This window comes from Bifidobacterium asteroides (assembly GCF_009683175.1).
Taxonomy (GTDB): domain Bacteria; phylum Actinomycetota; class Actinomycetes; order Actinomycetales; family Bifidobacteriaceae; genus Bombiscardovia; species Bombiscardovia asteroides_H.
Genome location: NZ_WKKW01000001.1, coordinates 593,216 through 618,761 on the forward strand (window position 1 = coordinate 593,216; position 25,546 = coordinate 618,761).

The 25,546-nt window shown below is 58.8% G+C and carries 11 protein-coding genes, 1 tRNA gene, 2 pseudogenes and 1 CRISPR repeat array (1 of these 15 only partly in view); of the genes and pseudogenes, 1 reads left to right on the forward strand and 13 read right to left on the reverse strand.

The features are described from left to right. Window positions 1-1,166: a CRISPR direct-repeat array (repeat unit 28 nt; unit sequence GGATCATCCCCGCAGATGCGGGGAGCAC) (it extends 3,707 nt beyond the left edge of the window). A 132-nt stretch (window positions 1,167-1,298) separates the two neighbouring features. From GKC41_RS08765 to GKC41_RS02715, 10 genes are all read right to left on the reverse strand, one after another. Next, the gene (locus GKC41_RS08765; RefSeq protein ID WP_229281567.1) at window positions 1,299-1,478 is read right to left on the reverse strand and encodes a hypothetical protein; all 180 of its coding nucleotides are present in this window, start codon (window positions 1,476-1,478) and stop codon (window positions 1,299-1,301) included. Between the two features lie 88 nt (window positions 1,479-1,566). Beyond that, on the reverse strand, window positions 1,567-1,758 hold the full coding sequence (gene cas2e / locus GKC41_RS08770; RefSeq protein ID WP_229281568.1) for a type I-E CRISPR-associated endoribonuclease Cas2e: 192 nt from the start codon (window positions 1,756-1,758) through the stop codon (window positions 1,567-1,569). Continuing rightward, window positions 1,758-2,726: a type I-E CRISPR-associated endonuclease Cas1e gene (cas1e, locus tag GKC41_RS02680; RefSeq protein ID WP_154312823.1), complete on the reverse strand. Its 969-nt coding sequence runs from the start codon at window positions 2,724-2,726 to the stop codon at window positions 1,758-1,760. Before cas1e ends, cas2e begins: the two co-directional genes overlap by 1 nt. Window positions 2,727-2,743: 17 nt before the next feature. Next, the gene (cas6e, locus tag GKC41_RS02685; protein ID WP_154312824.1) at window positions 2,744-3,433 is read right to left on the reverse strand and encodes a type I-E CRISPR-associated protein Cas6/Cse3/CasE; all 690 of its coding nucleotides are present in this window, start codon (window positions 3,431-3,433) and stop codon (window positions 2,744-2,746) included. Between the two features lie 9 nt (window positions 3,434-3,442). Then, window positions 3,443-4,156: a type I-E CRISPR-associated protein Cas5/CasD gene (gene cas5e, locus GKC41_RS02690; RefSeq protein WP_154312825.1), complete on the reverse strand. Its 714-nt coding sequence runs from the start codon at window positions 4,154-4,156 to the stop codon at window positions 3,443-3,445. Between the two features lie 2 nt (window positions 4,157-4,158). Then, window positions 4,159-5,289 carry a type I-E CRISPR-associated protein Cas7/Cse4/CasC gene (gene cas7e, locus GKC41_RS02695; RefSeq protein ID WP_229281569.1) on the reverse strand — a complete coding sequence of 377 codons (1,131 nt, stop codon included), beginning with the start codon at window positions 5,287-5,289 and terminating at the stop codon, window positions 4,159-4,161. A 96-nt stretch (window positions 5,290-5,385) separates the two neighbouring features. Beyond that, complete coding sequence (casB, locus tag GKC41_RS02700) at window positions 5,386-6,141, reverse strand: type I-E CRISPR-associated protein Cse2/CasB (RefSeq protein ID WP_154312827.1); 756 nt, start codon at window positions 6,139-6,141, stop codon at window positions 5,386-5,388. Next, window positions 6,138-7,895: a type I-E CRISPR-associated protein Cse1/CasA gene (gene casA / locus GKC41_RS02705; RefSeq protein ID WP_154312828.1), complete on the reverse strand. Its 1,758-nt coding sequence runs from the start codon at window positions 7,893-7,895 to the stop codon at window positions 6,138-6,140. Before casA ends, casB begins: the two co-directional genes overlap by 4 nt. Window positions 7,896-7,967: 72 nt before the next feature. Then, window positions 7,968-11,135: a CRISPR-associated endonuclease Cas3'' gene (locus tag GKC41_RS02710; protein WP_195760125.1), complete on the reverse strand. Its 3,168-nt coding sequence runs from the start codon at window positions 11,133-11,135 to the stop codon at window positions 7,968-7,970. A 417-nt stretch (window positions 11,136-11,552) separates the two neighbouring features. Further along, window positions 11,553-12,023 (reverse strand): holo-ACP synthase, encoded by a 471-nt coding sequence (locus GKC41_RS02715; RefSeq protein WP_154312829.1) that lies wholly within the window; start codon window positions 12,021-12,023, stop codon window positions 11,553-11,555. A 692-nt stretch (window positions 12,024-12,715) separates the two neighbouring features. Between GKC41_RS02715 and GKC41_RS02720 the strand changes: the two genes are divergently transcribed. Further along, entirely contained in the window at window positions 12,716-13,093 is a 378-nt protein-coding gene (locus GKC41_RS02720; protein ID WP_324612011.1) for an RDD family protein, read from the forward strand. 900 nt (window positions 13,094-13,993) lie between these two features. Here GKC41_RS02720 and GKC41_RS02725 read toward each other — a convergent pair. The 3 genes and pseudogenes from GKC41_RS02725 to GKC41_RS02730 all read right to left on the reverse strand — a co-directional run. After that, window positions 13,994-14,067 (reverse strand) — tRNA-Gly (locus GKC41_RS02725). Between the two features lie 2,103 nt (window positions 14,068-16,170). Then, a pseudogene (locus tag GKC41_RS09085) lies at window positions 16,171-18,192 on the reverse strand (beta-ketoacyl synthase N-terminal-like domain-containing protein); the annotation flags it as partial. Window positions 18,193-18,260: 68 nt separating this feature from the next. Further along, a pseudogene (locus GKC41_RS02730) lies at window positions 18,261-25,524 on the reverse strand (fatty acid synthase subunit beta domain-containing protein); the annotation flags it as partial. Window positions 25,525-25,546 lie beyond the last annotated feature (22 nt).

Below are 25,546 nucleotides of genomic sequence, written 5' to 3' on the forward strand. Positions count from 1 at the left end.
GGAGCACATCACAAGGAGGCAATCTCCCTTTCGCCGTTTGGGATCATCCCCGCAGATGCGGGGAGCACTGGTGGCTGGACGACAATCCAGGTTCGGACAAAGGATCATCCCCGCAGATGCGGGGAGCACAGCACGGCCTTGTTGTTGTCATGCGTCAGGTCAGGATCATCCCCGCAGATGCGGGGAGCACTCAATCGTATCGCCGGAATGTATGTCAATCAACGGATCATCCCCGCAGATGCGGGGAGCACTCATCATGTACATCCGATCCGACCTAACATCTAGGATCATCCCCGCAGATGCGGGGAGCACCTTTCCTCTTGGCTACCCAGACTTTACCCATGAGGATCATCCCCGCAGATGCGGGGAGCACCTCTACGATACTGGTAGCCAGATCATCAATGGGGGATCATCCCCGCAGATGCGGGGAGCGCCGCCCCAACACTTGCCTCACAAGTTGAAAATAAGGATCATCCCCGCAGATGCGGGGAGCACAGCATGTCTTGCATGGTCTTTCGCAATGACTGAGGATCATCCCCGCAGATGCGGGGAGCACTATCACACGGCCCCTAGCAGTGAGTAGGAAAAAGGATCATCCCCGCAGATGCGGGGAGCACTGGCTGAGAGTAAATGTGACAATTGCGGCAGAGGGATCATCCCCGCAGATGCGGGGAGCACAAGTTGCTTAGTTTGGATCAGATATTGGTTAAGGGATCATCCCCGCAGATGCGGGGAGCACATTCACTCATTTTCTTCCCTTACGTTTGATTGAGGATCATCCCCGCAGATGCGGGGAGCACGTATACCTTGTTGGATCGTCCATGTCAAAATTGGGATCATCCCCGCAGATGCGGGGAGCACAGGCGAGCGGCTTCTGGAGCGTCGTCAACGGAAGGATCATCCCCGCAGATGCGGGGAGCACCCACCGGCGACACTGGCAACACCGCCACCTGGAGGATCATCCCCGCAGATGCGGGGAGCACATTAGCTGCTGCTGTTGTAACAGCATCGGCAACGGATCATCCCCGCAGATGCGGGGAGCACATACTTGGCAGTAGTATTGTTATAAGTGTTAAGGGATCATCCCCGCAGATGCGGGGAGCACGACACCAGCGGCACCCTCAATCAGCGGCAGTGAGGATCATCCCCGCAGATGCGGGGAGCACACTTAGAAATCCTTGCAATCCCAACAATACAATAGACAAGATCTCCGATTTTTAATGAGTTTGCATTTCGAACCCCTCTTCTATTCCCTGTCTCAGTTATTACAATTCAGACCATCTACACTGAGATCCTTATCAATGCACTGGCCCAGTAATCAGTACCTGGCACTCATCGGCAAAACTCATCTGAAAAGTGCAGCCCCGCTTGGACTCAGCTGGATCGCGAGCGCCGGAACTTTGCCGCTCGTCTGTACTTGCTTGCATTGCTCCAACCAGTTCGACGGTATCGGTTTCCACCACCCGCAGATCTGCCATCGCCGCCTTCAGCAGGCCTCTCCATAAGAGTCAATCCTTCACAGTCGACTGGGTTCCAATCTGAGCGATGCACCTTGAAACTCAGATGCTACTCATTGCGGGCAGAATAGACCATGATGGCCTTTCCGGTTCGGATCTGCCCTGTGATACGTTCCCAAAGCCGGTCCCGGACCCTAGCGGTGACTTGGCCAACGAAAACTCCAGAGGCTATCTCTAGGAGCCATCGGGTCAAATCCCCGCGCAGGCCCAGTGGGCATGCCGTCAAAACAACGACCACCATCAGCTCATCCCCTCCTCTTCATCTGCATAGGATCTCCCAGCCGGGACGCCGCCGACCTTCTCATCCCAGAGCTCCAGGGTCCCGCCCTCTTCATCAGAAGAGGAAGAAACAGGTGCTCCAAGCAGTCGTGGAATATCGCGAGCCATCCGTCGCATGAGCGAGAGGTCATAGACAGCATCACGCATGGCGTGCCGGGTGGCCGAGCCGATGTCGTCGGGCTGCTTTGCAGCGGTTTTAAAGGCTACAGGAATCGATATCTCGGCCTTGTACAGATCAGCCACATCATAGACAAAGGAGCGCTCATGGCCGACATGGACGAATCCCAAGCCCGGTGAACACCCAAGCGCCACGATCACCGAGTGAGCGATTCCGTACAAGCAGGTATGAGCAGCCGACAGGGCCTTATTGATCTCGTTGCCGGCATCGAAATCCTCGTGATCATAGGTTCGCTTATCCCAAGCTACGCCAGTCAGTTCCGACCAGTGACGGTAGACCTGTCGAACTCGGGCGCCTTCACGTCCACGCAGCTGCTGCATGGTACAAGAGCTGACATCTTCGTTAAGGAAGCGCATCTGATACATGGCCCTCGCCACAGCCAAACGCTTACGGGTGTTGGAGACCAAAGCCGCCTGCCTTTGTAGAAGGGCAGCCGAATGCGTCAGAGGACGGCCGAACGCGTACATCCTCACACCGCGCTCCCCCACCCATACCACGCTGGCACCGTTGTCGCCGATAACCACCATGGCCTGATGACTGACGGTAGTGCCGGGACCCAGCATGAGCACACCTAGATTGGCGGCAGGCAGCCGTATAGTCCCGGTATCCCTGGTAATCGCGATGGCATTGTCCTCGCGAGTGATAACACAGTGCTCGAAATAAGCGAACGAGAGCCTATCCTCGGCCCGCACCAGATCACCCAATTCAGGAGGGGGACTGCCGGGAATCTCGGTTCTCCCGGCAGCCCCCATAGACTGATGATCCCCAGTCATCGGATCGGAGCCACCGTCAGCAACCCACAGCCGAAACTCTTGGCCCTGCCGATGCCCTGCCGCAGGCAACGCTGAAAAGCTTGAGCATCAGTTACACGAAGCTGTCCATCGAACTGGGCTGTAACCAAGGTGACCTTGCCGCCCCCGTGGTCGAACTTCTCCTTGCGGCGCTGGGAAACAAGGCAGGACGGCCCATGACCCTCATCCGAACTGCCTAGGAGGGCAAACCCGTTGCGTTCACTGTGCTTCTCCAGCCAAGACAGCTGATAATCCGCAGTGACATGACCCATCACCTTGCCGACTACTGCATGATTGGACCGTCGCCCCTTGTCCATATAGACCTGTCTGGCAGGATTGGCCCGGAGCCTGAAGGCCCACTCCTGTCCCTTGGCTATATGCGTGATCAAGGGCTCGTAGTCCTTCACCTCCCACTCAGCATGGGTCGGCCAACCAGCCTGCTCAACAATATGGGTGAAGTCAGGACGCTCAGGACTCACCACATACAACCAGGTCGAGTCTCCTTCACGGGAGAAATCCAATCTCCACAAGATACGTCCGCCATCGCCACTGCGTACAGCACCCGGCGGGAAGGACTTCTCCACGGCGGCATGAAGACGGTAAGGCGAGGCGATCAGTTGCTTGGCCGCATACCGCGCAGTGTTCAACGGCATTCTGGATATATACATGCCTGCCTCCTAGAAAAACGACATTGGATCATGATCCGGAACGGCTTTAGTCCGCTGCTCGTCTGGGCCAGGACCATCCGGATTGGGGATTCTGTATCGGCAAACCGTTCTGACCGCATATCTGCGAGCTGCACCGAAACTCAGCGGAGCATCTGCCTGTGAAGAGACAACCCCGTTGTCTTCGTCCTTGACACAGACCGCATCACAGACCACCTCCAGTCGGCAGCCCTGATGGCGCCTCTTGTACCAAGAAGCAGCCATCCAGGGATGGGTGCGCAGCGCCTGGTCCACACGGTCCTCCTGGACCAACCCAAGCGAGACCGGGTAATCCGGCGGGCAAGCCCGGCGACCCAAATATAATGGCCACCGAGGATGACGCAGAGCCTGGTCCAGACCTTCCAGAAGTGCAGAATCAGCGCCTAAAGCCACCAGGAATTTCGCATCGGATAAGTAGTACCGTGTGGTTAATGGCATGGCTTTGACGTTGACACCATGCTCTGTTTGCATGTCATTGACCAAGATGCCCGGTTGATCGATGCGGACACCGAAGCTGAGATGTAGCAGGTCCTCAATGTCGTCACCGCGTTGACGCCCTTGCGCCGAAGCAAGTAGACCAATCACCGCGCTCTTGGTGGGCTCCCGTTGTGTGGTTCGAATCGTAAAACGCGAGGAACTCCCCCAGGACTGCAAAGGACCCGACAATCGCAACAGCAATATGCTCATAGCTACTCCTGCTGACCCAGCACACGCATAGTCTCAGCATCCACCTGGCTGGTCAGATCCTTGAGACCGACAGACTCAGCCACCGGAGCCAAGTCCTGCGCTGACAAATCCGTGCTGATCGCCCAAGCGTGCACAGGCTGCTCATCATAGACATCCTGAATCCTGCGCAACTCCTCAACCAGCCTGCGGCCAGCGACTTGCGAGATAGGCCGGTCACGCTCGGCCACAACCGGACGTTCAAAGGCTTCCACAGCATTAATAGGCTGGCTATCACGGAAGGCCACAATGCAGGTCTCGGGCAGAGTCCTGTTGGCATAGGAATTCTGCTTGCCGGTCGGCATGGACCGGATGAAAGCCTCTACGAAGACCGAAGCCACTCTCGCAGTGGCCTCCGCATTGCCGATCTGCTCCTGCAAGGCATCCAGGTTCACGGTCGCGTAGCGATACAGTGTGGATGAGTTGAAACCGACGGAGTCTATCATAGCCGCACCGGCGTTGTCCGCTTCCGTGCAGTCATCAGCGGCGGTGAAATAGTCGTACTCAGGCTTGATGGCATCCACGGAGATGGCGTGAGCCACCTGAGCGCTGGCATCCGTATTCAGGTCAGGAGCATCAGCCAGCATACGGCCGAACAGGGCGATGTCGACCGCCTGCTCACCGTGGAAGACCGCCGATACTTCCTTCTTCATAGCCGAATCCGGAGCCTTGGCCAGGTCCTTTCCCTGATCCATCCACTCCAGTGCGATAGTAGCCAGCTTGCCGATTTCGGTGTTGCCGATGAAGATCAGATATTGAGTGACCGGCTTGCCACTGGCTGCTCCTGCACGAGTGGAAGCGACGACCTTAACGCCAGTGGCCTGCAAGACCATAGAAGCGTAGTTTTCAGCCCGGTCCGCCGATTCAGGCCGTTGGTTAACCATGGCTTTCGCGATCAGCTCGACTGCATTCTTCGTCCGCACCCCCAACTGTTTCTTGTCCAGCAAAGACTTGAAGGTCTCGCGCATGGCCCGTTTCCAGGCCTGGCTGGAGACTCGTGAGCGCAAGACACCGCCATACTGGGCGGTCTTGGGATTGCCTGTCTCGTCACGATTGATGTTGCTCGGCGGGACGTTCTGAACTGCATAGATATCCATAAACATGGCTTTTCTCCTTAATATTCTTTATAAAAAGACCGGTGATCTTGTACATATGTATCTGCTAGATGGCGAATCATTCGAGACGACCTGTCATCATTGACCGTGCTGCTGGACCTCAGCTGTTCTCTTGGCCTTCTCACCCTCTTTCGTCTCCGCGGTCTTGTGTACGGCGTAATACTGCCGAGCCCAACGGTGAAAGACAGAGGCCCTCCGACCGGACAGCTGCAGCAGATAAAGATCCTGGGCGAAAGCCTGATAGTCCAGCTTCACATCCTGATTCCTCATCATCCTTATCAGCGAATAAAGCTGATGCCGGATGCCGTCGAAATCAGGAGCATCCTCCATGATTTGTAGCCGTCGAAGAACCGGGGTGGCCTTGGAACCGTCCTGGTCAGCGTCAATCATGCGGCATGCGCGGCCGAAACTGTAGCGGAAGTGCTCGGATTGCGCCCGCTGCTTAGCCTCGGCGCCATTCCCTGTGCCCTTACGATCAGACATCCAGGCCATACCCTGAGATTTCGACTGCTGATGAAGCGCATACATCTGCAAGGCGGTGGCAATAGCCCGCGTTTCAGTGACTATGTTGGGGTCGTTGTCGAGGGCTGGGTTTCCCAAGGTATCCTGTGGCCAATCCTCATATAGATCAAACCCCACATTCATCCACCGCACCCTGCCATCGTCAATTCCTCGGCGCAGCAGAGCCAAATGAGCCCTGGCCACGCTGCTGGCCTGAACCGTGTAGGCGTACTGCAATTTTCCGATCCGGTAGTTGGCATACCGCCCGACAGCCTGTTTGCGGTCGTCGACTGACAAGACATGATTGTTCGTCATGGTGGCTGCAGTCATCATTGAACCTCCTTTTCGTTTGCGGTCTCGCCCTCACGCGAGGGAAGTGGACCTAGATATTTATTCAATTGGCTTAGGAATCTATCGAAGATCTGCTCAGAAGATCGGGCACCATTGGCCTTGGGCAGGAAAGACGGCGCCGGAGACTGATTACGGTACTCACCAGCTACTGCAATCAGATCCCGATGGATGGCCTGGAACCAGTCATTACGGTAACGTTCGATGTCCTCTGAAGGACCGAACTCCGCAATCCTCTGTCTGAACAGCTGATCCAGGGAAGCATATGCACGCTCCTTGACGCGAGCTATTGCGGCATAGAAGCGGTCCTTCTGCGCTTTGTCGCCTGCAGATTGGTTCAATTGGGCAACCATGGAGTCCAGTGCCTTGACGGAATCCTCAGTACGCTCAACAACCTGAACCACCACATCCACGGCGGCAGCATCCAAATGAAGCAGTTGAAGGTTTGCATCGAGCGAATCATCAATGGCATCCGAGAAGAAGCTGTTCTGCGGACCATAGATCATGCTCTGGGTATGAATGCGAGCCATCTGCATCACTTTTCCGGACCCGGCATCATCCTGATTCCAATTCAATAGAGTCTCAACCCATCGAATAACGCCAGGCCGTGTGTCATCAGTCTGACCCGCACCGTTGCTTCCCGCGCTGATCAAAGGTTGCAGCTGCCGCCAAATGGCCTTGTCGGAAGTGAATGTGACTGGCATGCGAGGAGCCGTCGGCAGGCCCAGTTTCTTCCGCAGGTTCTCGCTGCCGTAACGCCAGGCCGTCATAGGCTCATAAGCGTCCATGTTGTCAGCGCTGATGACATCGCCATAGCAGACGATGATGCCGACTACACGGGAACCTGAATCATCGGGCACCAACCTCACCCTGCGTGATTGCAGAGTGAGCATGTCCACAATGCCTGTGGGTTGATAGTCAGGATTCATGTCAGGCCCGGCCGGCTTACGTTCCCAGGGCGCCAAATCACCAGGCTTGCCGAACCAGATATCATCATCCCCACGGCCTCGGGGATTGATCAAGCACCAGTTGAGCATCAGAGTGGCGAACAAGTTGTCCTGTTCCAAATAAACATTGCCCAAGGCGCCCAGCCAGCCGGTTCCCACCTTGGATTTGGGTGGATAAACCCTGTTGCGCAGAATATGGGTCTCCCCATCTACCGGCGATTTGATGCCTGCAGGGTCATAGGCCTGGAGAAAGACCAGCCATCGGGCGGCCTCAGGCAAGGTAAGCGAGTCCAGGTCGTTCTTGGCACGCATGGAAAAGAGAAACTTCTTGGGCTTAGGCACGTCAGCCTGAAGTTCGCCAATGCTGTCATATTCTTTATCCTCGGACGAGTAGGTCAATCCTGGCGTCTGGTAAAAAGGATGCTCCGGGTTGAACAAATCAAACCGGTCATGATAGCGCTCAAGGTAATCGTCAATTACTTGAGGGTCGAACTGCCCAGTCTGCCAAAGCGTCCACCACAGCTGCAGCAAAGCCGTCGGATCATCATCCCCGATCATGGGTTGATACCGCTGGGCATATGCCTGGTAGAGCACGGCTTCGACGGTTCTCAGGAGAGGCAAGGTCTGCTGAGGCATGTCACTTGAAATCTCACGGATTCGATGGGCCTCGACCAAAAGGTCACGCAGGGAGACCAGGCCGACGCGTCCTTTCAAGTATGTAACCCTGATCCAGGGTTGCTCCAAGAGATTGAACGACGGCCGACCTCCGCCGGTCGCTCCAACATCATTCATTATGATTGTCCTTTCTGCTTATTCGATTATTCATAAGTGGAAAATGCCTACACTAGCGAGGCACTGCAAAGTTCAGCTCTTTTCGTCCTCATCGGCTTTCACACAAGTAAGCCCATCCTTACGGGTGTATCCGATAAGGTAACCATGTACAGTGGTGACAAATCTCCGGCGACCCGAATCAGATTTTTCCTCTTCCAAGACCAAAGGTAAACAGCCATCCAGCCAAGGAGATTGATGCCATGCATCAACACAGTCACTGGCTCGGAGCTCTAGTTCATTGATCAGCGCATCAATGTCGTGACAGATGCGATCCGGCAGATTTACCGAGCAACGCAACACCACTTGCGCCAGCCGGTTTTCAGGTTCGGTTTTTGTGGGCACAGGAGCCCCGCAAGGTACTGTATCGCTTCCGATCCATGGCAGAAGTGCATACTCATCACCGCACCGGCGCAGAAGCACCACCTCCACCGAATCATGAGTGTCTCTGACAGCCTGTCTGGCTTTGGCTTCAGACCTGGCGTCCACAGTGCCTGTAAACAGGTCCACCAAGGTGTGAGACTGGTGCAGCAGACGGGCCGAATCTTTCATCAAATAGACTTGGGCCTTATCGATCTCTTTTGCATCCTTTTGGGCACGCTTGCGTACATCCAGCCGATACCGTTTTTGCCAGGCTTTGGGTATCAACTGTGCAATTGCATCAGAGTCATAAGCCGTGCGGACCAGCGGAGAGATGTCACCAGGAAGATGCAGCAAGCGGTGGGCGCTAACTGTTTGCAGACAAAGCACAGCAAGAGCTTCAAGCAGGGATGCCGGTGGATAGACGCTGTCTATATAGTCAGGAAATACTGGCCCATCCGCGTTCCAGGAGGCAATGCCTCGCAGATAGCAGAAGGCTTTCCGCAGACCAGCTGGACGGTCCCCCTCACCTTGTCCTCTGCGATGGCGATGCAGACGACCCATGCGCTGTAACAACAGATCGACCGGAGCTATATCGGTGACCATAAGGTCGAAGTCGATGTCCAGGGATTGCTCCAGAACCTGCGTGCCCACGACAATCAGCCGGTGAGGACGTCCTCCATTGGCTAGGGTTGCATCCGGACCAAGGAGTTCTCGGAGTTCTCGTTCGTTATCCATACGATCCAGGTCGATGAAGCGTGAATGCGTCAGTCTGACCTGGTCCGGACCAAATACATTGGTCAAAGCTGCAGCAGTTTGCTGGGCACGGTCTACGGTGTCGCAGATCACAGCGGCGCAGCCACCTTCAGCCAGACGCTCGTGCAGCAAGTCTGACAGATGCTCAAGATCGTCGTCGATGACACGACAATCGATGTCCACCGCACGACCCGAAGGATGCACCGAGCTAGTCCGGCAGGTCGTTCCAGACGTGTAAGTAATCAGCGGATAAGCATACAGGTCGTCAGGGTCCTTTTCCTCATTAAGGGGCTGCCTGTCACCCGGCTGTGAAGAGTCAGAAGCCTTATCATTACGTTGCTTGGAGTAGCGGTCAGCAAATGCCTCCATGCTTGCAAAACGACGCGGTGCAACTTGGGGGGACTGCTCCGCATGGTTACTCGACCCGCCGAGCACCGAGGCATACCCCTTAATATAAGCGTCCACCAGCTCACGTCGCAGCGATGCAGGCAGGGTTGCCGACAGAAGGATGACTGGGTTGTGGAATCCTCCCAACCATTCCAGGGTCCTCTTGAGGTATTCACGCATGTAGGTGTCGTAAGCGTGGCATTCGTCGATGATGACAACTTTGTTGGCTAGAGCCAGCTGCCGCAGACTGACGTGCTTCATCTGCAGAGCGGCCATGAGCACCTGATCGATAGTGCAGATCAGGAAGTTAGCCAGCACCCCTTTCTTCCTGCCTCTCAGCCAGTCATTCACCACTGCCTCGGGATAGACGGCCTTTTGTGCACCAGAGCCTTGGAGGACATCCTCATCGAAGACTGATGATGTGGCCGAACCCTCGGCTGAAGTCGCCATTGACATGAATTCCCTGTTGAGAGCAGCTTTGCCATGTCTGAGCGAGGTGGATTTCTCAGAGCGTCCCTCAGGCTGAGGCAATCTATCGATCCAGCTCTTGCACCGTGAGAACATGGCATCGGTGGTGGCCATTGTCGGCAGGGCCACGCAGACTCCTCCCCTGCCTGTTCGTTCCGCCAGGATTTCCGCACAGGCCAGGGCTGCTTCGGTCTTGCCTTCGCCCATGGGCGCTTCGATGACCATAATGCCTGGATCCTTGGTCGTTTCCGCCAAATGTGCGGCCTGCTCCTGGACTGGTCTGGGATTGGCACCTGCCGGCAGATCAAACCTGGAGGCGAAGCGCTCCCCTATGCTGATCTGCTCGTGAATCGGTTGCCACTTAGGAGACAGATCGAGATTACGCCATCCGCGCTCCTGACGTGCCTTAAGACCAGCTCTTGTACGTACTGAATTCATCCGGTCCCAGGTCTGTTCGTCATAGCTCTTAGGGTTGAGCGGCACCAAGGGAAATAGAGCATCGTCGCTGTTGCTGGCGATCCAGTCGGCCATAATGACCAGCCCCTCCAGCACAGATTCGGCATATATGTTTAGACACCTTCTGCTCAGCCGAGCGAAGTCATCATCACTAAGCTCACACTGCTTGGCCACGAATTCAATCAGTTGGCGCTGGACTTCAGCCCAGTCCTCATAACCCTGAGCAGTGCCCATCCGCACATCCATATCGGACTTGCATAGAGCCTGACGCGTAGGAGGCTGACCATGATGCCCTCCAACGACACAGGCATAGGATTCGGCCACTGACTTGCTCCAATTCCGTACCTGCGTCAGATACGACTCCAGAATCCTTTGGCCCGCTATGGGATGGGTAGGATAATTGGTATCCGTAATCGGAACATCAGGGAACCGCAGACCAGCCTGTCTGGGCTTCCACTGCAAGGAGAGATCCTGCATACCAGGCGCATGCGTCAACGGCTTACTTTGGAAAACTGGGGTTGCCTTACCGATATCATGGACACCGGTGATAAACATGCAGACTTTGCGAGCCAATTCCGGATCACCAACATCGCGGATGATGATCTCTCGGGTGCCCCGGGGCACCCAGTCACGCCAAAGATTCCTAGCCACTGCAGCGGAATCGCTCAAATGCGCGAAAACTTGTAGCCAGTCATCCTCGTTAAGCAGATTAGTCTTGCCCCACAGGGACATGGCTATAGCGTCCAGACCCAAGTCTGTTGGTATCACTCCGCTCATTGTTCCCCCGTTCTCAGCTTAGCGATCCTGCCAATTGGACAACTTCGTTGTAACAATTTTTAAGCATAGCACATAGACTTGGAATATACTAAACTTATAATTTCATAATGTCACAAGTTACTTTATTTGCCCTGACTATTCAGGGAACACATAAAATCCTAATGACACAAGGGATCATCCCCACCCACGCGGGGAACACACCTGAAAAACAGGCTGTATGTAGTCTACACGGTAGCCGCAGTCAGCGCTTAGAGCGACGCATGTAATACATAGAGCTGACCGCATCTGAAGCCTTGAACCTTGAATTCGACTCCGATACGGTCAGAGCATCGCTCCACATGCCGAAGACTTCTATTTAGCTGCTTAACGTGATAACTAGGAATTAACGCCACATGCGTCACATGTCCTTGTCTAGTTTCAGATACGCCTGCACAAAAGTACAACCGCCGAAGCCATCGGTCCATCATGGCTGAGAGCGATGTGCCAGCACAACTGCACTCGATCGACCTGACCACCGGTTAGAGGCAAGGAATCGTAAAGCTTGGCTTCCACGGAGGACTCTAGATTGACGCTCGGCCGACCTCGGCTGTCGTCCAGAATCTCCACCCCGCTCCAGGGGAAATCATCCAGATCATAGGGCGATGGCTCAGACCCCAGGGCCTGCGACCAGGCCTTGAGCACCGACTCCTTACCGGCCCAGCGCACCGCCAAGTGCGCCGTTATGTCGTCACGCTTAAGCAGGGACCGCTGCCCGGCCTGCCGCCGCTCCCGTGGCGAGAACAAGCCCGTCATGCGCGTGCCCGGCATGGCCAGTTGCCGGCCGAACTCCTTCAGGTCGACCAGGTCATGTCCCAACCCCAGCACTTGTCCAAACCCGGCATCTTCCATAGGCCCGAGTATGCCCCTCATCGGCCCCTGCAGCAAATCATCCGGTCAGAAGCTTGAAGACTACACAACCTATGGTCCTAATCAACAATCACTGCAATCGTGCATAAATGGCCCTAGGAAGGGATAAACCACAAGGAACAAGAGGTTAGCAAGAAAGGAAGGTATGGATAAGAATAGATAGAGTGAGAGTCTGCCATATCTCATAGAGTGCAGTCGGCAGCCTGCTTGGAAGTCAGCGGGCTGGGCCAACCGCACACAAATCATTTAGGAACATTCAGCGCAGCAACTCAGAGACTCTTCGCAGGACCTGAAGCCACAGGAATCCAATCCAAGCGGCGATGAGCATACATTGTCCTCAGACTGCCACGTACCTGCGAACGGAGATACTGAAAACAGTAGCAAAAGAATCATGAGCAGCTAGACATTTATCAGGAGTTCAACTCACTCGGTCATGCTCTTATGCCTATGCTTGAATCTCGGCCAGAGCGGTTCACGCCTGGGTGCTTGTTTGGTCAGGAAGCACTGCGACCTTCTCCAGCTCGGAGTGGAGTTGCTTGAGCCTTTCGTTCTCGACGAGCAGCCGAGAGAATGTCATCATAGACAATGCAGGACTACGCTTGTCATACCGAAAATAAAAGCAAGAGAGTGGTGTTGAGAGAAGGGTAATAATGTCAATTTTATGATGGCGCAGAGTGGCGTCGTACCTGCTTCGCATAGTATTGCCTGCGTCGTTGCTATCGCAGTTGGTGGGGACCATTGCATTTGGAAGATCTTCGCAAGGCGGATCTACTCAACCCTGGATCGATTGCGCTTCTGTGGCTGTTGCCTGCGTTATTTCCGCATGGTCCACGCGCAATGGGCAATCCTGGGCGCACCGTCTCCTCAAGCTTCAGGTATGCGATCAGAATTCCAACCTGCCTATATCCGGTCTGAGAATGGGCGTGCGGGAGATAGCGCATCTTGCTGATTTCGCATCGCTCTTCATTGGTTTTCTTTGGCCTTTATGGGATGGCAGAGGGCAGACCTTCGCCGATAAGATCATGGGAACAACAGTGACTAGAAAACAATAGGCATGCCTGCAATACCGCGACGACGCCCTGTACCCATCGTGCAGGCATGCGAAAAAGATACGGCTTCCAGCAGCAAGCAAGCTGCAGGCATTAGTGCGCATGGCGCAGCAAACTATAGCTAGTTTTCATCCGTATCCTGCTGGCCACTATGTGTCTGCTTGACAATGGAGAACGCCGACCGTATAGCCACGTATATCACCAGCAGTGCTATAGCGATAATCCAGTTAGTCATGGGAATCGAACCCTTAGGGCTACTCATGAAATGCAGGGAGACAAACCCCAGAATTATCAACGCCAGGCATAGCAGAACAACAAAGACTGCCCGGCCAGTGGTCACTCCTTTGGGGAATAGACGAGTCACACACTCGACCAGGCAGATAATTGACAGCACAAAACCGATGGATGCCACAATACTCACTATCATCACCCCGCCAATCCCTTGAACAATGCCCAACAACCATCAACACCGAGGGCTGCCAGCAGTGTCTTTCCTACAGTGTTCTCGAAATTCTTTCAATCCTTAAGGAAGCGGCAACTTTCTTGCCAAGCTTCATACCTCGTAATGCACCAAGCATACTTGACTGGATATAACAACTCAATTAGCTTTCCATTCTTGGCGGACCGTTTTATCAACTGTTCAACCTGGTTGTAAGGCCCAGAGATGGTTCCAGTGGAAATACCAGTAGCCTCTCCCGTCCTGGACGATTACGATACCTATGCGACATCTGACAGACCTTGTCGCTGTAGTCATCCGAGCACCTCCGTGTGTACCCTAACGTGTACCCATTTAGCCCGTAAAGTGCCGAATACTGGGGAAGATTTCGCTCAGTCAGGCCCGATCCTGACCGCTCCAAGTTGTTGGAAAACCCGCCGAGAATGGCGGAATACCAACGATAATCATGGAGCGGGCGACGGGAATCGAACCCGCGTAATCAGTTTGGAAGACTGAGGCTCTACCATTGAGCTACGCCCGCAAAGCCGTTGGCTCGGTACAGAGCATAGCACATGGGCCGGCCGGAACATGCAGTAAATTGCTCATCCGAGGTTTAATTCACCGCGAAACCTATGTAGACATCTTTGGACCGAATCCCAGTGCGACATGGAGACCTGCGCCGATTACCCCTCCCCCCACGGATAACCGTGAAGATTCATACAGAAATTCTGGCCCTTGCCGGCCGAACTAATATCAGGCAATTCATCCACATTGAATAAAAATCCTCTCTCGCCAGTATCGCTTCATTGGGTATGCATGGATCAATCCCGTGGATTCGAGGAACATCTTGCGTGTAACCGCGACTGCCTGAGCACTGCGGGATCATTCATGCTAACGCGGTAGACACTCATTACTGAATACTATGTAGGGAAAGAAAAAATAATCCGCAAGATCTTTCATTTTTACAGAGCGAGGCGAATCGGACTGATATCAAGCCGCCATTCGATCTTGAAGAAAGAAAATAATAGGGAATTGACATTGACAGCGGCAAGTTCGCCACGCACATCAGCCTCGTCTTTCGACGATGGAAATTCCACTATGCCCGAGCATCGATTGCAATGGCTGAAATCATGCGGACGATAACAGTATGAGCATTAATTCTTCTGATACCATCTAAAGCAACGTCAACAGATATTTATTAAGCAGTTCTCAAAAACGAGAACAGCGGGAAACAAGTAGTTGGCCACAGTTAAGAAGGGAACTATAGCCAAACATAATTGCCGAGTAGTTAGCCTAAGTTCTTCTGCTTTGATTAACGAAGAGATGAGATTTGTTTGCAGATGAGGTCAGATGTCAGCTTGTTGCTGCGGAGCTAGCATCATAACCTATGCGACAACTTGTTCTGCTTCAGTATCGACAGATTGACCCTACCTAATTTTGGCAGCTTTTCATCTTGCAGCTCCTTCTCAAGAAAGGAAATGAAATGATATTAGCCATTAAACATTTTCTGTCACTATGTTCAGATGACCTCAAGAACAATTGGGGCGAGCCAGATTACATGAAGCACCTCGTTGGGGCTACGATATTCGGATTGTGCGGTGTAGCTTTTGGTGTCGCGATGTTCGTTTTATTTCCTTAGACATGCACGATACCTTGCTGCAATATAGTTATATCTACGAGCGCAGCAAACACCGATGAGTGCGGTGTCTTTGCGGAAACGCCGAGTCAGTACGAGCTACCATTATTCACTGGCTATCGCTTCCCATCAGGGACACCTATCCGTGGGGCAACAATAATCAGTGAGGTTTAGACGACGACATCGTACACACACGGGCATGCCTGTCTTTGTTCTGAAAGATAAAGCGGCACTCCTTACAAATCCCTCCAGTCAGCATAGGAACCTTCCAGTCCCTAGGCCTTGCCTCAGGCATAAGGACTCATGTCTAAGAAACCAACTCGAATAGGCAACTGGAAACAGGCGATCCCCTCAATGCAGTAAATCGCCCGATCCGACACCACCAACAACCAGTACCTGCGTCAGCTTTTAAGGGTCCCGCCCACAGCATAAGGGGAAAAATATCGGCGTGGCTATGGTGGTCGGGCTTCTTGGCATGAGTATTATGGCAACAAACCTCAGCCGCAGGAATCCCATAGCAGCGGCCACTAACACTAACACTTCGCACGAGTAAGCGGCCGGACGACTCCCCCAAGACAAGTTCGGCCATTCGGGTGGCCCAGCAATAATCCCAAGTAAAACCTGGGCCACCCATCTACTTTTCTATACCTTTTCATGAATGGGGTCCAATCATGTTCAGGTTGTAAGGGCCGCCTGTCCCTCAAGCAGCTTTGAAGCAACCCAATGCACGCCCTTCTTAATCGTACTGAAACCAGATACAGATCGTATGCCTGTGTGGGACAAGACAAGTGAAGGCCATAACCAAGCCTGACGTACCCAGAATCATTTCAATCCACGCTCCCGTGAAGAGAGCAATCACCCGAGTACGAGCAGTTGATGAGATCTATCCATAACAAAAGAGGAGGTGAGCCGTCTGGCCCACCTCCTTGATCAGCGCAGTGATTGAACTCTCACCGATTTCCTATTTCCCACTGCAGAGAATAAGAAACCGACCAACTCAGGATGCTTTCAGCTCCGGTCGTAGTAACCGTCGGCACCCAGACGGGCCTGGGGATCCAGCAGCATGGCCTTCTCGACCTCATGGCCCACATAGCCGTGGCCATCCTCATGGAAGCGGCGGTTGTCGATGGGCTCATAGAGCGGGGCCCGACCCATGCGGCCCTCCTCCAAACGGCGCTGACCAGCGGCCAGACGGTCGTTGGCCCGGCGATGCCACTCGTCCAGGGCCTCCTGACCGGAGGTCTTGAGCACAGCTGCCTCGAAGGCTCCGGGGCTGACGATGACCCCGATACCGGAGACATGGCCGAAGCCCAGGGATGTGACCAGTCCGGCCTTAATCTTGCCCACCTTCAGAGGCTGCTCCAGCCAGACCAGATGGTCGTCGCGCTTCAGGACCGGATCCACGCAGTCCAGGGAGGCATTGGCCGGGATGACCCCGGACCGGAAGAGCTGGGTGAGCCCGTTGATCTGGAAGATGCAGGCACCACCCTTGGCATGGCCGGTCAGGCTCTTCTGGGAGATGACGTAGAGCGGGTTGCCGTCCGTCCGCCCGATGGCGTGAGCCAAAGTGTTATGCAACTCGGACTCGTTCGGGTCGTTGGCGTTGGTGGAGGTGTCATGCTTGGAGACCACGGCGATGTCGTCGGGGTCCACGCCCAGCTTGGCCAGCGAGCGCACCAGGTCCGAATCCTTGCCGCCCATGCCGGCAGCCAGAGCCCCCAGCCCGGGTGCGGGGATGGAGGTGTGGGCACCGTCCGCGAAGGAGTGGATGTACCCGACCACGCCAGCCACAGGCAGCCCCATGCGCAGGGCGATGTCACCGCGGGTCAGCAGGATGGTCCCGCCGCCCTGGGACTCCAGGAAGCCCCCGCGCCGACGGTCGTTGGCCCTTGAGAAGAACCGTGGCTGGATGCCCTTGGCGTACATCTCGGCGGAGTCGGCGGTGGCGTTCATGTTGCCGAAGCCGATGACCGATTCCACACCGATGTCGTCGATGGCGCCCGTGACCACGAAGTCCGCCTTGCCCAGGGCGATCTTGTCAGCGCCCTCCTCAAGGGAGACCGCAGCCGTGGCACAGGCCGAGACCGGCTGGACCATGTTGCCGTATCCGCCGATGTAGGACTGCATGACGTGCGCGGCCACCACGTTGGGCAGGGCCTCCTGGAGGATGTCCGTGGGGATCTCCTTGCCCAGGAAGCGGTCCAGGTAGAGCTTGCGCATGGAGGCCATGCCGCCGAAGCCGGTCCCCTGGGTGGAGGCCACCTTGGAGGGGTGCACAGCCTGCAGGATCTCCACCGGGGTGAATCCAGCCGACAGGTAGGCATCCACGGTGGTCACGATGTTCCAGAGGGCGATCTGATCCACGTCCCCGACCATGGAGGCGGGAATACCCCACTTGACCGGGTCGAAGCCCTTGGGGAACTGGCCGCCCACGGTCCTGGACATGGTGGCCCGGCGCGGCACGCGGATGCGGGAGCCGGGCAGGCGGGTGACGGTCCACTCGCCGGACTCCTCGTCGCGGGCGATGCTGGTGTGGTCAGGATCCTGGGCCACGTACTCATCAGCCATGTCCTTGGTGGGCACCGAGAAGGCCACGTCGTGATCCAGGAAGACGTCCACCTCCTCCTCGTTGGTGCCCTGGCGGTAGTCGGAGCCCATGCCGTCGTCGAAGGGACGAATGCCGGAGCGGGCCACCACCTGGTCGTGGTAGCGTTCGGCAATGTCCTGCTCTGGTACCAGCTCGCCGTCGGTGTCGTACCAGCCCGGCTTGGGGCTGTCCTGCCACTCGACCAGACCCATGTTCCAGGCCAGTTCGAGGACGGCGGCGGCGCTCAGGTCGACCTGGCCATCCGAGTGGATGCCCATCTCGGCCTCGAATCGGGTGCGGCCGGAACCCCAGGGACCCATCTCGCCGATGGAGACGATGACGATCTGATCCTCGGGCCGAGCGGTTACTCCCTGCCAGTCCTTCAGGTCCACCGGGGCCTGAGCGGGCACCCGGGGTGTGGGCAGGGCTTTGATGACCCGGCCCGGATCCTTGTCGGCATCTGCAGATGCATCCCCGGACTTTCCGGCTGGAGCCGGTGTCGACGAATCCTCATCCTGGGCAGCCTCAGCCTTCAGGGCCTTGAGGTCCAGCGGGCTGGAGCCCAGGCCACCGGTCAGGTCGGCCTTAAGCGGAGACTGAAGAGCCTGCTGGCGGGCCTGCACAGTGCAGAGCTCCAGCAGGGAATCAGCCATCTGCTCGGTGGAGTAGGTGTGGATGCCGTGGCGCTCCACCACCTTGACCAGCGGATCGTTGCCGCCCATGAGCCCGGTGCCCCGGACCCAGCCGATCAGCGGGTGGGCGAAGGTGACCCGGCCGGACCAGTCCTGCTCGGGGCGGGACCGGTTGACGATGGCGTCCAGGGCGGCCTTGACCTCCCCGTAGGCTCCGTCGCCGCCGAACATGCCACGGTTGGGTGAGCCAGGCAGGACCACATGCAGACGGTGGTCGACGTCGGTATCCGCCCCGATGCCGGCGAACCCGGCGATCTGGCGTTCCAGGCTCCAGAGCATGAGTCGGGCCTGGGACTCGAAGAGCCTACCAGAGTCGGCCATGGTCCCGTGCATGGCGGGGGCCGCGAAGGGCAGCAGCAGTGTGGGCTCGTAGGCGGGCTTGAGCACGGTGGTCGTGGCCCCCGTGGTCTTGCGCTGCTCATTGCCGACCCAATCGACCAGGGCATCCACATCCCGGTAGCTGGACAGGTTGGCGGGCACGATCCAGAGACGGGCACCGCCTACAGCATGGCGACGATAGAGGTCGCGGGCCCAGATGACGGTCTGCGGCTTCAGGGAGTGGCAGACGGCGATGACCGTCGCCCCGCCTTCCAGCAGGCCCGCAGTCAGAGATCCCGCGATCGACTTGGGAGCCACGCCGGTGACCACAGCTACATCATTAACGAATCGTGCGGCGGTCTGGTCCGAATCGGGAGGGGTCATGGCCTGGTCGGCGATGTCGCTGAAGACCCGGGCCAAATCCTGCTCGCCGCGGTTGCGCGCCTGTTCGGCGTACCAGACGGCCTGATCGTGCACCTCGCGTCCGGCTCCTACGAAGCTCAGGCGGCTGCGGTCATCATCGTGCTCGTGGTAGATGTGAGCCAGGTCCTCGCGGGCGCTGGCCCAGCGATCGTCGAAGAGGACGGCGCGCGAGGCCTCGAACCGTGGCGCCACCTGCTCGGGCCAGTCGCTGCCCAGTTCGGCATCGACTGCGGCCACAACGGCAGCATCCTCATTCTCGCCAGGCTGGACGACCGGAGGCTTAAGCCCCAGCTTGTCCAGGAGGAAGCGTGCGGTAGAGGCCAGCACACCCTCAGAGCCGGTCACCTGGGCTGCGAAGGCATCCAGGGCGGCGGAGTCGACCACGGCCCCGCCAGCAGCACCACCTGCAGAGGGCATGGAGACCGTGACGCCTTGACGCTGGGCCACCTGTTGAACGGCCTCGTCGATCAGCGCATTGGCTGCAGGCACAGTGGAGACGGCTTCGGTGGGCAGGAGCGCCAGGTCGCCGCCACGCGAGGAGGCACCCTCACGGGTGTCCAGGACCAGGCTGGCCACGGTGGCCGAAACCCAGCCCGCACCCAGCTGCCAGACATCGGAGACCCGTTGCTCAACCTGCTGCAGCTTGAGGCCGGAGGGGCCAAAGAGGTCGCGGATGCGCTCACGAACGATGTCGGAGAGCACCGGGCCGAAGGGCCGATAATTGGGGGCCACCTTGTTCACCAGGGCGCTCAGGTCGGTCATGCTGGCTTCGGCTGCGCCATCCACGCTGGCCACGCCCAGCTCGGAGCTGATGTCCATCAGCAGCTGATTGCGCCTGGAGGAGACGCCGTTGGTCAGGGTGTCGGTGGTGTCGGTCTGCCCGATCTGCTCGGGACGGATCTTGGTGGAGTAGGCCAGCAGGACGGCGATGGCGTCCGAGGCCTTGAAGGGCAGGTCGGCTACATCAGCACCCGATGGACCGCCGGTCGCCGGGGCCGGAGCAGGAACCGAATCCTCGGATGCTGCAGGGGCCGGAGCCGGAGCTGGAGTCGATGCAGGTGCGGGCGCAGCAGCCTGAGCAGGTTCAGGGCTGGAGACCTGGACCGGAGCTGCGGGCTCCTCCTCCACCGGAGCCATGGGATCGGTATCGGTCAGATAGACCCGGCTCTCGTCCCGGCCCAGGTTGTAGACGCTCACGTGGCGCTCGCGGAAGTCGGGCAGCTTCAGGGTCTTGGTGCCCAGGTTGGCCAGGGTGGGCGAATGGCCCAGCCCTACCTCAATCAGCTGCTCCACGCCCAGGCCGCCCTGCTCGGGGGCATCGAACATGATCGCCTGGGTCTCGATCCAGCGCACCGGGGAGGCGAACTGCCAGGAGAGCAGCTCGGTCAGCAGCAGACGGCCAAGCTTCTGGTCGTCGGCCGCATACTGGTCCCAGACCTTGGGATCGTCCAAAGCCTGTTTGATGCGTTCGGAGGGAACCACCTCCAGGATGGAGGCCGCAAACTCCTTGGTCATCTGGAAGGGCCGTGCAACCAGGTTGGGTATGTAGCGACCCTCCAGGCGGGAGTAGTCGATGTGTTCGGGCAGCAGGGCGTCCAAGGTGTCGCGGAACTCGGGCACCCCCTTGCGCAGCAGTGTGGAGTGGAAGGGCACATCGATGCCGGGCACGTACATGAAGGCCGGCTTGCCGCCCGCTTCCTTTGCCCGACGGTTGGCGTCGGCACGCAGATACTCCAGGCCTGCGATGGTCCCGGCTATGGCGTACTGCTGGCCGGCCAGGTTGTAGTTGACGATCTCCAGGAATTCGCCGCACTCCTTGGATACGGACTCCACATACTGCTTGACGCCGGAGTCGCCCACACCGAACTGGTTGGGACGCAGGGCGCCCATCCGGTAGTTGCTGCGCCCCTGCTCGTCACGTTCGATCAGGGAGTGCATAGTGGAACCACGGTGGAAGACCAGCTCCAGGACCGTCTCCAGGGACATGACCCCGGCGAAGGAGCTCAGGGCGTTGTACTCGCCCAGGGAGTGGCCGGCGAAATAGGCGGGCCAGATGTCCATGCCGGACTCGCGCAGGCGGGCGGTCTGGGCGAAGGCCACGGTGGCCAGGGCCACCTGGGTGAACTGGGTCAGGTTGAGCAGACCCTCCGGATGGTGGTAGGTGACCCCCTTGGCCGTCAGGGTGTGGGGGTTGTCACGCACCACGGCCAGGATGGAGAACCCCAGCTTGCTGCGGGTCAGGGCATCGGCCCGTTCCCAGGTCTCACGGGCGGCCGGGGACTTGGCCCGCTCGTCCAGGACCATGCCCTGCTGCTGGATTCCCTGGCCGGGGTAGACGTAGGCGGTCCTGGGGGCGCGGGCGATCGCCGTGCCGCGGGAGACCAGCTGGCCGTCGATCCTGCAGGTGACCTCCAGGACCAGGCCACCATGGCGGACCTTGCCCACACGCTCCAGGCTGATCTCCACCTTGTCGCCCAGCTGGACCATGCCATACATGTTGTAGGTCCATCCGGCGATCTCGTAGTGGACGCCCTTCTCATCGGTGGCCTGGGCCGCGTACTGGGCAGTGGCCGACAGCCACATGCCGTGCACCAGCGGCGCAGACAGGCCGGAGACCGCAGCACCCCGCTTGGAGGTATGGATGGGGTTGAAGTCCCCGGAGGTACGTGCGAAGGCGGTCATGTCCTTGGGGGCGGTGACGGTGACGCGGCGCAGCAGCCTGCGTGGTGTGTCCACCGTGTCGGCGCGGATACCGCCGTACTCGGGAGCCTCCTGGGGCAGCTGGTCGCTGTAGGCGCGGCCACGGATGGCGAAGCGCTCGACCTCGCGGGCCAGCACAGTCCCGTCCTGGGCGGCGTGGACCACATGGATGGTCACCACCCGGCCGGAGGCGGATTCCTGGTAGGGCTCGGCCCAGCTGGTCAGTTCAATCCGCTGGCCGGTATGCTCCAGCAGGCGCTTCTCGCTGACCTCCAGCTCAATCAGATGGTCCAGGTGGACCGCGTTGAGCAGTCCCTCGATGATAGGGAAGCCATCCACATAGACGGATCCCAGGGCCGCATAGATGGCCGGCCATGCCGGACCCACCAGGGCGTCGGGGGCGAAGCCTGAGGGGATCAACGCATCGGGCAGGGCGCCGCCGGTGGCCGCCTCATGATCGAAGCCCAGGTTGGATGCCAGGGTGTAGCCGCTGTGGGCCAGGCCGAAGGGATGCTCAGGGTCGTCGTCGTCCTTCTCGATGGCAGGCATGGCCTCCAGCTTGTCGCCGGTGATGGTGGTGTTGCCGATGCCGGCCGTATCGGCCAGCAGGGCGTAGACATCCTTGGGCAGGCGGCTGCGGTCGACCACCGGGAAGAGGCCGACCTGGTCGCTCTTGAGGGTCAGCGGCACGACGATGTCGCGCACCGCATGCCGGTCCAGGCCGCCGTCGGGGTCGTCGTCCCAGTAGGTGTCCAGATGGATGTCCAGGTCGTAGTGCTCGCCCTGGTCGTCCTGGCCGGTGGCGGTGATGGTGTAGTTGGGGTCGTCCATGGCCGTTCCATAGGCCGGATTGGCCATCAGGTGGCCCACCCAGGAGATGTTGGGGCTGCGGCGGATGAACTCCTGCGCGTCAGCGGCGCCTGCCAGCTGGCTGTAGGCCTTGGCGGGGCCGTTGTCCAGGTCGCGCACCCGGTCTATGGCCGCCTGCTCGAACCGTCTCAGAATGGAGGCCACCGGCTCGTCCACCGTGGTGATGCCCGCCACGGAGATGGGTCCGGGGATGGCCCTGACCGAGTCGGCGCCGTAGCGGGGGTCCTCGGACTGCCAGAGCTGATCCTGGCCCCACCAGCGCAGCAGATCGTTGTCGATGACCGGCACGAAGGGCATGGGCTTGGGGTACTCGCGCACCAGAACAGGGAACCAGGCCACATCGGTGGGCACCACCTTGAGTTCGGCAGCCTGGGGATAGGCCTCATGCAGCCGACGAAGCGCCTGCTCCGGCTCGGCCACATCCTGCCTGGAGGCAAAGATGGAGTCGAACTCGCCGCTCTGACGCTCGCAGACACGGGCCTCGATGCGCCGTAGCAGGTGCAGGAAGCGGTCGATGTAGGTGTCGTCGGCCCAGGGGTAGGCCAGGTCGGCGAAGCGCCGGGCCCAGTCCTGGTAGGTCATGGTCTCCAGATCGCCGAAGTAGGGCTTGGCGGTCTTGTTCAGGGCCTCGATGATCTCCCCGCGGCGGGTCTCCAACTCCTCGGGATGCTTCATGACCCGGACCAGCAGGCGACCGCACTCGGCGGAGGAGTTCTCCATCTCGTAGATGTCGGCGTGCAGATGGCTCAGGCCGGAGCCCACGCCTCCCACGGACTTGCCGCTGGGCACCCACTTTTCACCCATGGGGGCGAAGGGGTCCGGATCGGGGGTGGAGGTGTCGATGCCGGGGGTGGCCACCAGAGCCCGCTTGATCTCGGGATTGGTGTGGGCCTCCTTGGCAGTCATGGCAGCCGTGCCGATCATGACGCCGTCCACGGGCATGTCCGGCAGGTTGTAGGCGCGGGACCACTGGCCGCTGATGTAGTCGGCCGCCCGCTCAGGGGTGCCGATACCGCCGCCGGCCACCAGAACGATGTTGGGGCAGGCGCGGACCTCGGCATAGGTGGTCGAAAGCAGGTCGTCCAGGGACTCCCAGGAGTGGTGGCCGCCAGCGGCTCCACCTTCGACCTCCATCAGAATATGGGTGGGGGCGACCTTGCGGGCGATGGCCACGACCTGGCGGATCTGGTCCACCGTGCCGGGCTTGAAGGCCACGTAGGGGAAGCCCTCCTCGTTGAGCTGACGGATCAGGGACACGGCCTCGTCCAGCTCGGGGATGCCGGCAGAGATGACCACCCCGTCGATGGGGGTGCCGGAGGCGCGCTTCTTGGGCACGATGTGCTGGCTGCCGAACTGGAGGTTCCACAGGTAGCGGTCCATGAACATGGCGTTGAACTCGACCGTGCGGCCCTCCTGCAGCTGGTCCTCCAGCTGGGACACATGGCGGTCGAAGACCTCGGCGGTCACCTGGCCGCCGCCCGCCAGCTCGGCCCAGTAACCGGCGTTGGCGGCCGCAGCCACGATCTCGGGCTCCACGGTGGTCGGGGTCATGCCGGCCAGCATGACCGGGGGCTTGCCGGTCAACCTGCTGAAAGCGGTCTCCACCCGGGGACCTGCCGGTGTCTCAAGCAGACGGGGGGCCAGCTTGGACCAGTCCTGGGTGCGGGCCGGATCCTCCTCCATGGTGGACAGCTGTGCGCGCCGGGCCTGGTTGGAGGCTTCGACCACGCCCACGCCGGTGCCCTGGACCAGGTTGTCCACCAGCTTGCCCAGGGTCTCGCCCGGGCCCAGATCCACCAGCCAGAGGGAGGCGGCATCCTGCTGGTCCATGACCTCCGCGATCCTGCCAGCCCAGTCGGCATGGTTGAGCAGAACTTCTTCAGACAGAACCCGTGCACGCTCGGTGTCCAGACCGCAGCGGGAGGCCCAGTCCACGCTCAGATCCACGGCCTCCTTCATGAGCGGGGAATGGAAGGGCAGGGTCACATCCAGGTACTCCAGAACAGGTGAGAAGGCAGTTCCGCCACGGACCTTGTCCTCGCGCAGTTGGCGCTGGTGCTCGCTCTCCTTACTCGCTTCAATGGCAAAGGCGGCCAAATCCTCCGGATAGCCGGACAGGACCAGGTTGCGATCCGAGTTGGTCACGGCCACACTGATGGGGCCGCGAGCGCCAGGAACCCGGTCAACCAGAACCTCCACCTGATGGCGGGTGGCACCGCGCACCGACAGCATAGGGGTGGCCTCACCCTGGCGGTGGATGCTCAGACGACGGGCCTGGCGTGTGCCGGCCGCACCGATCAGCATGGCGGTGGCCAGAATCTGATCGATAGCGCCTTGGGCAGCCTTGAGAGATCCGGCAGCCTGGATCTCCTGGACCATGTGGACGCCGATGATGCCCTGGGAGTGCCCCAGCAGGGCCACCGGACGGGCCTGGGCTGCGTCGTAGCCCAGCTGGTCCATGTCCATGAGGGCGCCCAGCTGCACCAGGGCGATACCTGGCACGCTGACCGCCGCGTCTGCAGCCGGCCCCAGCCTGACCGGGTCGGGCCTGTAGCCGAACAGGTCCAACTGACGGCCATTGGTGGCCAGCAGGTCGGGCTTGACCCCCCCGAGCAGGTCGGTGGCCGCCGCCATCCGCTCCCTCAGGGCCTTGTCGATGTCAGGATCGCCCTGCAGATCGGCCAGGGCCACGGTCCAGGGGTTGGACTGACCGGCGAACATGAGTGCATGCGGCTGCTCGGCGAGACGGTTGATAAAGAATGTACTGGTCATGATGTCCTATTCATAGAGAGTT